The following is a 12,174-nucleotide window of genomic DNA, read 5'->3' as shown; positions in this document are numbered from 1 at the left end:
GCCACCAGTCGGATGGCAATCACTGTGAGTGTAACTTTAAAAAGCATCCTAAACGTGGATTCGGGTAATTTTCCCAGCATCTTTTTGCCGAACTTGGTACCGAAATAGACTGCTATAAGTAAAGGAAGAATTGCTGTCCATTCATTCAAATAATTTACACTGAACATGAAAATGAATATGGGAAGTTTTCCGAAATGCCCCACGGACTGACAGGCAGCCTTGGTGGCAATCACATTTTCTTTACTCATTTTATTATTAATGAAAAAAGGTGCAATTAGCGGTCCGGCCGCACCAACGAAAACGGTTACTAATCCACTTAGTCCTCCCATCCATAAAAAGGCCTTTTCTGAAACAGACTTTCCCTTTTTTCTCAAATAGAGAAACCAAAGAATGTATAAGCCGATGAGTGGTTTGAGAAAATCGATCTTTATATCTGCGGCAGAAGACACTTCATAATATTGAATGAGGCCATATACAATCCCTGCAGAAAGGAGTAATCCGGGAATAAGCCCTATAAGGAATTTCAGAAAAATGGGTTTATGAATATGCTCTCGATATATGGTCGCTCGAGTCACATTACTCACCAATTGAATTACACCATGAAGGGCCACCACCATATATCCTTCGGGGATAATAATAGCCATGATGCCTAAAAGTGTAATGCCGCCGCCCATGCCGATAATAGCAGAAAGCATGGCAGTGAGGAAAGCAGCAAGGATAAGGATTAGAGATTCAATCAAGTCTTATACCTTTACCATTTTGGGCTGTCCAATTGAAATAATTGTTAAACATATTGCAATAGCATGACCACATCCAAAAGCAAACATGATTGTACCAATACCAATTTTGCCGCCTAAAACCCAACCGATCAGCAGGACACAAACCTCGAGACCTAAGCGAACAATGCCTATGGGTCGGTTTAAGATACGTTGCAGACCAATCATAAGCCCATCTCTCGGGCCCGGACCAAGATTTGCGGTGAGATACAGAGCACTACCCATGCCTACACAACTGATCCCAAATGCGACCTGAAGCATTGCTATAGAAAATGAATTGGGAATAGGTACAACCGGTATCATCACGTCAATGGCAATGGCAATGAGAATAACATTCATGATTGTACCTGGTCCCGGTTTTTCTTTGAGTGGAAACCAAAGTAACAAAACGATGAGACTGACAATAAAAGTAGAGAAACCAATGGACCATCCAATCTCTTTACTAATTCCTTGTGCCAAGACGGTCCAAGGTCCTAACCCTATCCCTCCATTGATAATGAAAGCTTGACCTGTTCCGAACAGCCACAATCCTAAGTTCAGCAGGAAAAAGGTGAAAATGGGTGGTTTCCATTTCTGATGATCCCCTGCACTCCATCCCAAGGTGGGTACTTTAAATGCGGGTCGGATAAATTGAAACAGTGTCATTTTTAAAAATGTCTATTTTGGAAAAGTCTTGAGCCAATTGAATTGCCAATGCAATTCTAATGTCTTCTCAGGATCATGTTTAAGGGCTTTTCCCATAAATTCCTGATAATTTTCTTCAAATATCCCTTTAGGCGCATCATAGGCCATTTCTATTCTTTTGCCGTCAACCATTAACACTTTTGTTATAATATGATCCTTTGATTTAATGAAATAGCAATCAAACGTATATGTGTCTTTTTGTCTCCCCTGTTTGAACGAAGCTACATATTTATTCTGTTCGCCATATTCATTGAAAATTTTGAAAACATTTCCCTTTTTGATCACGATCCATCGAGCGCGTTTTGGTACTTCTTTTCTTTCCACCACTTTTCCATCCTCGTATAAAGTACCCACCACATACTCCATCCAGACACCTTCGATTGGATTAAGTGTGGATTTATTGGTTAAAAAGTGTTTTCTATAATTCACTTCTGCCGGCGGTATGTGGGATGGCTCCGGTTTCGACATTTCAAAATTCGTGCAACCAAAAATAACTATGGTCATAATTCCATATAATGAATATTGTTTCAAATTAATCATTCCTATGAGTAAATGATTCATTTGGCATGAGCGCAACGGGTATTATTTTTTCACCATAAATTAAATTTGTCTTTCCACCGATAGGTGCGGTGACAACCGCCTTTTTTAGCCGATTATTTTCCCAATGGATATCCACAATGAAATTACCCTTTGCGGTCAATCCTGTTACATTTCCACTGGACCATGCTTCAGGTAGAGCCGGAAGTATGCGAATTGTATTATCCTCAAAGGATTGGAGTAGCATTTCTACAACACCTGCAGTATATCCAAAATTCCCATCAATCTGGAATGGAGGATGAGAATCAAATAAATTTAATTGAATCGACCGCTGAAATAATTGTTGAATATGGGCATAGGCCAAATCTCCTTCCATCAATCTACCATAACAATTAATAAGCCAAGCGCGGCTCCATCCAGTTCCCGCGCCACCATGTTCTAATCGATACGCCAATGTCTTCTTAACAGCATCAAATAATACTGGCGTATCCTTTTTACTCACAGCATCTCCCGGGTGAAATGCGTACAAATGAGACATGTGACGATGACCTTTTTCCGGCTCATCATATTCCCTGTCCCATTCTAAAATCCGTCCATTTGAACCAATAACCATGCCCGACCGAAGTATTTTTCGTTTTTCTACAATCTCATTCATTAAAGGTGGATTCAAATTCAGTAAACTGCACATTTCAACATAATGGTCAAAAACCTCGGCAATCACCTGTTGATCCATGGCGCTACCTAGACATGTGGCTACTTTATTTCCATCTTTATCAAAAAATCGATTCTCTGGTGATGTGGCCGGTGCCGATATAAGTGTTCCATCCCTCGGGTCAACCATTAGCCAATCGGCATAAAATTGTGCAATCTCATGGAGAACGGGATAAACGCGATCTTTTAAGAATGCCTTATCACCAGTGAATTCATAGTGACGCCAGTAATGCTGGGCGAGCCATCCTCCAGCACCGAATGATGCTCCCCAATAGGCCGTTGGAGCTCGGAGCCAAGCCGGTGCCCATAAATCTGTAGCGTGGGGTATCATAGCACCGTCTATTCCGAAATTCTCTTTTGCCGTTGACTTCCCTCGCTTCACCAATCGATCACCGAAATCAAAAAGAGGCAATTGCAATTCCATCAAATTGGTGGTCATAGCGGGCCAATAATTCATCTGAAGATTAATATTCAAATGGTAATCCGCGTTCCACGGTGCTTTTATGTGAGGATTCCACAACCCCTGGAGATTGGCAGGATTGGTTCCGCGACGGGATGAACTGATGAGCAAATAGCGACCGTATTGGAACAATAATTCTTCCATGCCCCGATCTGGTTGACCTTTTTTAATATTATCAAGACGTTGATCCGTAGGAATATCAGGGTTGCCATTATTATTTAGATCAATTGTTACTCGGTTAAATAATAATTGATAATCCTTTTGGTGAAATCGTAAGAGTGCATCAAACCCTTTATTCACAATATTGCGTAATTGATCTGAATTTTTTTGTGAATAATCTTCAAAGTAGAAATCCGTATTGTTCACAATATAAAAAGTGGCTGTTTTGACTCCATCAAGAAATAGATGGTCGTCACTTGGGGTAATACTTCCACCTTTGTTTTTCACATGGACGCGCGTTTCGAATTTAACTCCATGCAAAATCGGCATTGGTTTACTGTCTACCATACCACCCCGCTGAGTCACTTCACCATTCATGATGAGCATATTGTTTTCTGCTCGCGTTTTCACTGTTGGAAATCCTTCATCTAAGGGACGCGTTAAACGAATCGTCCCATTCAATCCGAACTTAGAATTAGTGGACACTTCCATAATTATAGCTTGGTCTGGTGCCGATGCGAATATACTTTGGGTAACTCGATCACCATTTACATTATAGGAAATACGAATGACCGCATTATTCAAATCCAACTCACGGTGGTAATCGGTAACATCTTCATGATCAAAGTCCAGCCAGAGATCGCCCAAAGTCTGATGAGAACGCACCACAGATTTCCTGGAAAATTTATCAATCACCATTTTATCGGCCGAAACATGATTCCCGGCCATAAGCAATTCACGTATTTTTTTTAGATCTTCAGGCAGTCCCGGTGGATTTCCCCACTCAGGGCTTCCGGGCCACATTGAATCATCATTGAGTTGAATCCGTTCAGTTTCAGGCCGTCCGAATACCATGGCACCGATGCGGCCGTTACCGATTGGCAGTGCTTCATTCCATGTTTCAGCGGGAGTATTATACCAAAGGGTGCGTTCTTGTTTTGGGATGGTATTACACCCAAATAATAAAAGTAAACAAAGGACGGAAAGAAGATTTTTCATCCACAAATCTAAATATGAAAAGGGGATCAATGTATATGAAAAATAAATGAAGATCTGTTCGATATTCGATTTTAGGATCTAAAATTATTATTAGTGGGGGCGGTTCTATGTATCCGCCCAAGAGCAATAAATAAATTTATCTATATAGCTGTATTCAAAATATTCAATTACTAGGATCGATATATTTTGAAGATTAAAATGAATTGAAGCTCATCACTGAAAAAAATGAGATCCATTGAATATTTTCCCATGGGCTGTTTCTTTTCCAGTTCTTTTCTTTGCGCCAAAGAAAAGAGTGAATATTCCAGTCTGCCTTGGCCAATACATAAGCACTGTTTTAGGGCAAACACAAAGGTCAGCCCCGACAGAATAGTCTACAAAATAGAAATTAATTACCGTCTTCTACGGCGGCGGCCTCCTTCATTCCGATTAGGCCTTGCTCTGCCTCGACCACCCTTTTTACCTTGATAATTCGATTTCCCCTTTGAACTACTTTTGCCGCTGGGACTGCCTTTATCCCCTTCAAGTGTTAAAGGAATACCTTCGAAATTTTTTCCCTTCATACCTTCAAATAATTTTGATTCCCATTGCTTATCTAACTCAAAAAAGGAAAAAGTTTTCATTACTTCTATATTTCCAATTACGGCATCACCTGATTTTAAACATTCGTTAATCAAACCAATGAGACGGCCGGGATTCACTTTTTGTTGAAATCCAACATTAACATAAAATCCTGCAAAAGGTGTATTATACCGTTCGTCTCGACTTACCTGTTCGCGCCGACCTCTTTTCTCGCCCCTATCCTTACCGGAAATATTGATATCTCGGGCATTTTTATAATAGGATAAATACCTGTTGAACTCCGTAGATACAAAATGTTTGATTAATTCTTCTCTGTCTAAATATTCCAACTTTTTATAAATATCAGGGAGAAATTGTCCAATTAGTTTTTCATCAACATTTACATTATTTACATTGTCAATTAATGTATATAATCGTTTTTGGCAAATATCCAATCCACTGGGAACCATTTCTTTTTTAAACGAAATGCTCGATTTTTTCTCAATCTCACGAATTTTTCGCATCTCTCGTGTATGGACGATTACAATAGAAACACCCTTATTTCCCGCCCGACCTGTTCGGCCGCTACGGTGGACATAAATTTCATCATCATCGGGAAGATTAAAGTTGATTATATGAGAGAGATTATCCACATCCAACCCTCGGGCAGCCACATCCGTGGCGACTAAAATTTGTAATTGGCGCTTCCGAAACCTTTCCATAACATCATCGCGCTGTTGCTGAGACAAATCGCCATGGAGCGTATCGGCATTATAACCGTCATGCATCAGTTTATTGGCCACCTCTTTTGTTTCACGGCGAGTGCGGCAAAAAACAATACCATAAATATCAGGATTAATATCCGCCACCCGTTTAATTACTTCGTATCGATCCTTGGCGTTTACCATATAATAAACGTGCTGCACATTATCGGCGCCAATATTCATTCGAGCAGCGGCAATCTCCAATGGGTCTTTCATGTAGGATTTGGTAATAGAAACCACTCGTTTTGACATGGTTGCGGAAAAAAGTAAAGTCTGTTTATCCTTGGGCGTTTTGGAAAGAATCATCTCTAAATCTTCCTTAAATCCCATGGTAAGCATTTCATCTGCCTCATCAAGAACCACTCGGGCAACATGACTGATATCTAGTTTTTTTCGTTTAATAAGATCTTTTGTACGTCCCGGTGTACCAACAACAATTTGGGCACCTTTATTTAATTGTTTAATCTGGGGTTGGATGCTGGCACCACCATACACAGCAAGAATATTCATCCCCTTGATATATTTCGAATATTGGGCAAGATCTTTGGCAATCTGCATACATAATTCCCGCGTTGGGCAAAGCACAATTGTCTGTGTATTTCGATCTTCCACATCAGTCAAATGGATGGATGGCAAGCCAAAGGCCGCCGTTTTGCCAGTTCCCGTTTGGGCGGTGGCGATCAAATCGTGTGCAGATGCCATCAAATGTGGAATCGTTTTCGCCTGGATGGGCGTGGGTGTTTCGAATCCCATTTCAGCAATTGCTTTAAGGATATCGGGATGAAGTCGTGTCTGTTTAAAATTGTCCATTTATATGTTGCTCTGAATTGGGATTAAATGCGGGTTTTCGAGCATGGAAGTTACCCCTTTATTGATACAACTAATGGAATAGATAATAATCTATCTTGACTAAGAATTCAGGGTTGATTCTACAATTTCCAATTTGGACATAATAATACTGTATTAATCGTTTGTCTTGGATATAAAAAGAGTATAATTTTGCCGGCCTTCTATCGAAAGATTAGGCGTTTTTTACCAGAAAAATTAAACATGACGCGGGGTGGAGCAGTCTGGTAGCTCGTCGGGCTCATAACCCGAAGGTCGGCGGTTCGAATCCGTCCCCCGCTACTAAAAACCGAAAAGGTCTCGAAAGAGGCCTTTTTTGGTTTATGGGGGTAATGGATGAGAACCGTGTTCGAGCCGGAGTTCTAATAGTATTGAGACGTAGACCGGTAAAATCGGCTTTTAGCCGATGAGGCAATCCGTCCCCCGCTACTAAAAACCGAAAAGGTCTCGAAAGAGGCCTTTTTTGGTTTATGGGGGATTTTTATTTATCCCGATTTTTTTAATGAATATGTTGTCATTTATAAGTCGTTGGACATAAGAACTGAAAAGGGTTACACTGCACCTATTAAGATTAAAGATTTATTCTCTAATTAAAAATAAACAACTATAGAACATAATTATGACTCAATCAAAAAAGCTTAAAATTGCCGCATTCATTATCCTTGCTCTTTTATTTATTGGGAGTATCGTTTTCAAGGCGCTTATGCCCAGCGGACCGATTACAGACTTTGTGCCCAACCCCATTTCGGATAAAACACGCACCGATCGATTTAGAGAAGAAAACCAATTATCACCCAATCCATTGAAAAACCTCTATTTTGGGGATTTACACGTACATACCTCTCTATCTTTGGATGCTTATGTTGGGGGCACTTTGGCGAACCCCGATGATGCCTATAAGTTTGCACGAGGAGAAGCCATTGAAATTTTTGGAAGACCTGTAAAGATTGATCGCCCTCTCGATTTTTCTGCTGTAACAGATCATGCTGAAGGTCTGGGTGAAATAATGACTATCCAAAACCCAGAAGAACCGGCACATAAGGCGATTATGCCCAGATTGTTTCGTTCTATCCATGAACCGAATGAACCCATGTTTTCAGAACTTAATCCTGATATTCCCGTATATCTTGACACAACTCGACAACTGCAACTTTTCAATATTGCCCATGACCAAGCAGGCAATCCAAATCCGACTCATCCCCGTTTCTTCCGAGGCTATAACACCACCATCAAAGCGTGGGATGTTATTTTGGATGCAGCCGAAAAACACTATGATCCGGGAACGTTTACCACATTGGCAGGATATGAGTGGTCCAAAACAAGCGGACATGCTCACCTTCATAAAAATATTATTTTCCGCGATATGATGGTGCCGGACTATCCCTTGAGTTCATTCGAATTACGGCATGAAGAATCCCTGTGGAATTGGCTAAAGGAGATTACCAATGAAGGCGCCACTGTTATGGCAATACCTCATAACACCAATTTGGCTGAAGGAGGCGCTTTTACCGATCGAGATGAAAACGGAAATCCCATGACATCAGAATATGCCCAACTGCGCCAAGATTTTGAACCGTTGGTAGAGGTCACTCAGGCCAAAGGTAGCTCAGAAGTCCATGCCGCTTTTTGGAAAAATGATGAATTTTCCGGTTATGAAAACTATTCCTTCGATCCACCAATGGAAAATAATTATGTGCGCTGGGCTCTTAAAAAAGGACTCGAGCATGAGGATACTCATGGTGTAAATCCCTTCAAATTCGGAATGATTGGTAGCACAGACACCCATACTGCAACACCGGGGAAAGTTGAGGAAAATAGTAATACTGGCAATAATGCTATTGCAGATTTTTTTCCTGAAGCACGTGCGACCAATCGCTGGGTTCTAGATCAATCATATATGGTGCATGAAGTAGTTAATCCCGGAGGAATGGTGGCTGTATGGGCCGAAGAAAATACCCGCGGATATTTGTACGATGCTCTAAAGGCAAAAGAATGTTATGCCACCAGTGGCAGCCGAATCCAGTTACGATTTTTTGGCGGCAACGGATTCAATAACAAATTTAACTCAAATGATGAGTTAGTGAAAAATGGATATACCAATGGGGTACCAATGGGTAGTGATCTTGCGGGAGACATTCAAGAAGCAGAATTCCTGATCTGGGCCAAAAAAGATTCAATCGGTGCAAATTTAGATAGAATTCAAGTGGTAAAAGGATGGCATAAAAATGGGAAACTCCATGAAAAAATATTTGATGTAGCAATCTCTGATGGAAGAAACGTCGCTGACGATGGGACGGTCCCGGATAATGGCGCCACAGTGGATCTAAAAACGGGCGCATGGTCCAAGGATAAAGGTGCCAAAGAACTATTGGTTATTTGGAATGATCCGGAATTTGACCCCCAAGCTAAAGCCTTTTATTATGTACGTGTAATTGAGATTCCCACCGCCAGTTGGCAGTTGTGGGACCAAATTCGATACGGCACAAAGTATTCTGACCGAATTTCAATGACCGTTCGTGAAAGAGCATGGTCGTCCCCTATTTGGTACTCTCCGGACCGATAACCAATCGAGGGGAATTTTCTATTTTTTTATAATATTCACCCGCACCGCAAGGTGGTCGGAAAAGCCGCCCAATAAGTTATTTCCCGCCCAGAAACGAAATGGGTAATGGGCATAATCACCCTCCTGTTGACGGTACTTGGGTAAATCCAGGATATAAACACTCTCAGGATCGATTGCCAATCCACGTGCATCTTTTAGACTTTCATGAACTATGATTTGGTCATAGAATAAATCTTTGCCGCGATAAACGTACGTGCCCGTTTTGGGTTGTCCTAACATAGGTTCCATCAAACTAGAAAGTCCCACAGTCTTCAGGGATTGCACATTCATTTCGTCTGGGTCTTCATTGAAATCCCCCAAGAGGATTATCTCCGCACCGGCATCGTTTAATAATATTGCAGAAATTTCCTTAGAAATAAGAGTCGCTGTTGCCGCCCGTTTGGGGATGGCTTTTTCACGTCCACCATAATTGGATGGCCAATGGTTGATAAAGATGTGGATGATTTCATCGGCATATTCACCTTTCACATATAGAATGTCCCTTGTATTACCACCTTTGGGCAAACTATTTAATATTGCCCTGCTAGAAATTACTTTTAATTTATTCGGATCGTAGAGTAGCGCATTGTCAATTCCTCGGTTATCCGGCGATTCATAATGGATTATCTCGTAATCCCGCTGGGGATATGCATCATTCAAATCTTCCAATACCCATTGATGCTCAACCTCGCAAATACCGACAACATCGGCGTTAAGATCTGCCAATACCTCTGCCGACTGTTTAATCTTAAGATCATATATTTCACGCGTCACATTTTTGCGACCGCCAATGGCAAATTCCTCATCATTGGTATTGGGATCATCATCTGTATCGAAGAGATTTTCCCCATTCCAAAAGCCAATTGTGAGTGGTTGAACATCCTGGGAACAGGATTGGGTAAAGAGTAAGACTGTGAGCCATATCAACCGTTGCATTATTTTTTTCATTTTATAGGGAACCTTTTTAATTATTTGGGGTCTAAGGTCTAAAGCGGGCGCGGATTTCACTTGCCAACTCCTTTTACCTCTACCCTCCTTGGTTTGGTTCGCGCTCGCTTCTCTTTATCAAAACATCTCCAAACGCACCACCGATTAAACTTTCTTTTAAAATTTTTCTCTTTTCCACAGGGATATTTATTTTCAATTTCAAATTCGAATCAGAATAATTATCCAGTATTTTACCGTCAAATTTTGCTAAAACCTGTAGGACATCGCCATAATATTTTAAATCAGCTTTAATCGATAGTTCAATCATGGGGTTCCAATTATTAAATACAGCCGACTGAATGGTTTCTGCAGCCGTTTTTCCATGAGCATCAATCAATCCCCGTTTACCCAGTTTTATACCGCCAAAATACCTCAAAACGAACACAGCTATATTTATGGCATCTTTTTTTCGAATCTGGTTCAAAATAGGTATACCCGCCGTACCACTCGGTTCGCCTGAATCAGAACTGTTTTCAGTTATTTCATTCCCATCATGGATTCGATAAGCCCAACAAATATGGCGCGCTTTAGAATAATCACTTTTTAATACTTTAAGGATGGATTGAAATGAATCTCCTGAATCCAGTGGAAAAAGTAAACCAATAAATTCCGATCGTTGTTCTTTGAAATGGGCCTCGCTTCTGCCCTGAGGTACGATCATTTATTGCGAAATGATATTCGAATCGGCACACCCATCAGGTCAAATTTTTCCCGCAATTGATTCTCAATAAATCGCCTATAACTTGTAGGAACCAATTTCGGATAGTTGGTGAAAATGACAAAGAGGGCTGGTGCAATATGGACTTGAGTCATATACTTTAGATTAATCACTTTTCCTCGTGTAGCCGGGGGCGACTGCTGGATAACAACATCATGCAAAAATTTATTTAATTTAGATGTGGTAATGGATTTTTGCCGCGTTTCAAAAACAGTCTGTGCAATTCCCAACACCTTAGATACACGTTGTTTGGTTAATGCAGAAATATAAAGAATAGGATAATGCACGAGTGAGCGAAATTGGTAACTAATTTCTTCAGTGAACTCTTTTACTGTATGAGTGTCCTTTTCAACTAAATCCCATTTATTCACTAAGAAAATCAATCCTTTACCTTTTTTTATAACATTGTCCACTATGGTCTTATCCTGTTTACCAAATCCTTTTTCAGCATCAATCAAAACAAGTGCAACATCAGCATGTTCAATAGCCCGCTCGGTGCGAACCGTACTATAGAATTCAATACTGTCATGCACTTTACTCCGCTTTCGAAGTCCAGCCGTATCAACCAATGTAATGGTTTTACCAAAATATTTTAAATAAGAGTCAATGGAATCTCGGGTGGTTCCCGCAATAGGCGTTACAATTGTCTGTTCTTTTTGCAGTAAAGCATTTGTGAGAGATGATTTTCCAACATTGGGCATACCCACAATGGCCAGTCGCATGCCAGTTTCTTCCTCTTCTGCCGGTTTGGCTCCCTTAATATTGAGCTGTTCCAAAATAAGGTCTAATAAATCGCCCGATAGACGTCCTGTTAATGCAGATATAGGTTGAATTGGGTCGATGGCTAATTCATAATATCCATTAATCTGTTTATTCGATTCGAGAGTGTCACATTTATTCACCAATAGGATAGATTTTTTTCCCGACTCTCGAACGAATTGGGCCAATGATCTGTCAGATGAAGTAGGATCTTCCCGACCATCTACCATAAGTAATATCAAGTCAGCTTCAGACACAGCCGCTTGGGCTTGCTTTCGAACGGCACTATTGAATATGTCCAAATCTTCCGGGATATAACCACCCGTATCTATAAATGTAAGATTATGGCCAACCCAATCCATATTGCCATAAATGCGATCTCTGGTAATCCCTTCCTGAGCATCCACGATGGCTTTTTTCTGTCTCAACATACGATTGAAAAAAGTAGATTTTCCTACATTGGGTCGCCCTACGATTGCTATGACTGGGTTTGCCATTTAATATCCTGAAACGATGCAGATTTCTGCAGATAGTTTCTTTTAATTTTTTCTATTTTTTTCATTATTTGTTACTTTTTTTGATAGAATCAATTCATTCCATAATTTCAATTT

9 protein-coding genes and 1 tRNA gene are annotated in these 12,174 nt (G+C 40.5%); 2 read left to right on the top strand and 8 right to left on the bottom strand.

All coding sequences use genetic code 11. From position 1 onward, the window contains the following. The 5 genes from HN459_09610 to HN459_09590 form a co-directional block, all read right to left on the bottom strand. Window positions 1–740 (bottom strand): sulfite exporter TauE/SafE family protein (locus HN459_09610; GenBank protein ID MBT3479695.1); only part of this gene is annotated, 740 nt, incomplete at its 3' end. A 3-nt stretch (window positions 741–743) separates the two neighbouring features. Continuing rightward, window positions 744–1,421, bottom strand: coding sequence for a hypothetical protein (locus tag HN459_09605; GenBank protein ID MBT3479694.1), 678 nt, complete (start codon window positions 1,419–1,421; stop codon window positions 744–746). Between the two features lie 12 nt (window positions 1,422–1,433). Continuing rightward, complete coding sequence (locus HN459_09600) at window positions 1,434–1,991, bottom strand: hypothetical protein (GenBank protein ID MBT3479693.1); 558 nt, start codon at window positions 1,989–1,991, stop codon at window positions 1,434–1,436. A gap of 1 nt (window position 1,992) precedes the next feature. Then, a complete protein-coding gene (locus tag HN459_09595; GenBank protein MBT3479692.1) occupies window positions 1,993–4,326 on the bottom strand; it encodes a glycoside hydrolase family 95 protein in 2,334 nt (777 codons plus the stop codon). 392 nt (window positions 4,327–4,718) lie between these two features. Beyond that, window positions 4,719–6,461: a DEAD/DEAH box helicase gene (locus tag HN459_09590; GenBank protein ID MBT3479691.1), complete on the bottom strand. Its 1,743-nt coding sequence runs from the start codon at window positions 6,459–6,461 to the stop codon at window positions 4,719–4,721. Window positions 6,462–6,705: 244 nt separating this feature from the next. Between HN459_09590 and HN459_09585 the strand changes: the two genes are divergently transcribed. Both HN459_09585 and HN459_09580 read left to right on the top strand, forming a co-directional pair. Beyond that, window positions 6,706–6,779 (top strand) — tRNA-Met (locus tag HN459_09585). Between the two features lie 337 nt (window positions 6,780–7,116). After that, complete coding sequence (locus HN459_09580) at window positions 7,117–9,060, top strand: DUF3604 domain-containing protein (GenBank protein ID MBT3479690.1); 1,944 nt, start codon at window positions 7,117–7,119, stop codon at window positions 9,058–9,060. Window positions 9,061–9,078: 18 nt separating this feature from the next. Here the strand turns inward: HN459_09580 and HN459_09575 are convergent, their stop codons facing one another. The 3 genes from HN459_09575 to der form a co-directional block, all read right to left on the bottom strand. Then, on the bottom strand, window positions 9,079–10,047 hold the full coding sequence (locus HN459_09575; GenBank protein ID MBT3479689.1) for a hypothetical protein: 969 nt from the start codon (window positions 10,045–10,047) through the stop codon (window positions 9,079–9,081). Window positions 10,048–10,126: 79 nt separating this feature from the next. Further along, window positions 10,127–10,747 carry a YigZ family protein gene (locus tag HN459_09570; protein MBT3479688.1) on the bottom strand — a complete coding sequence of 207 codons (621 nt, stop codon included), beginning with the start codon at window positions 10,745–10,747 and terminating at the stop codon, window positions 10,127–10,129. Further along, on the bottom strand, window positions 10,744–12,060 hold the full coding sequence (gene der / locus HN459_09565; GenBank protein MBT3479687.1) for a ribosome biogenesis GTPase Der: 1,317 nt from the start codon (window positions 12,058–12,060) through the stop codon (window positions 10,744–10,746). The genes HN459_09570 and der overlap by 4 nt, the downstream gene beginning before the upstream one ends. Window positions 12,061–12,174 lie beyond the last annotated feature (114 nt).

Source organism: Candidatus Neomarinimicrobiota bacterium (assembly GCA_018647265.1).
Taxonomy (GTDB): domain Bacteria; phylum Fidelibacterota; class Marinisomatia; order Marinisomatales; family TCS55; genus TCS55.
The sequence above is the reverse complement of the archived record's forward strand: the minus strand, read 5'-3'. Positions and strand labels throughout refer to the sequence as shown.

What these genes read in the sequence shown, in the direction of transcription:
- HN459_09605 (MBT3479694.1), bottom strand. Translation starts at nt 1,421, where the DNA reads ATGACACTGTTTCAATTTATCCGACCCGCATTTAAAGTACCCACCTTG.
- HN459_09595 (MBT3479692.1), bottom strand. Translation starts at nt 4,326, where the DNA reads ATGAAAAATCTTCTTTCCGTCCTTTGTTTACTTTTATTATTTGGGTGT.
- HN459_09590 (MBT3479691.1), bottom strand. Translation starts at nt 6,461, where the DNA reads ATGGACAATTTTAAACAGACACGACTTCATCCCGATATCCTTAAAGCA.
- HN459_09580 (MBT3479690.1), top strand. Translation starts at nt 7,117, where the DNA reads ATGACTCAATCAAAAAAGCTTAAAATTGCCGCATTCATTATCCTTGCT.
- HN459_09575 (MBT3479689.1), bottom strand. Translation starts at nt 10,047, where the DNA reads ATGAAAAAAATAATGCAACGGTTGATATGGCTCACAGTCTTACTCTTT.
- HN459_09570 (MBT3479688.1), bottom strand. Translation starts at nt 10,747, where the DNA reads ATGATCGTACCTCAGGGCAGAAGCGAGGCCCATTTCAAAGAACAACGA.
- der (MBT3479687.1), bottom strand. Translation starts at nt 12,060, where the DNA reads ATGGCAAACCCAGTCATAGCAATCGTAGGGCGACCCAATGTAGGAAAA.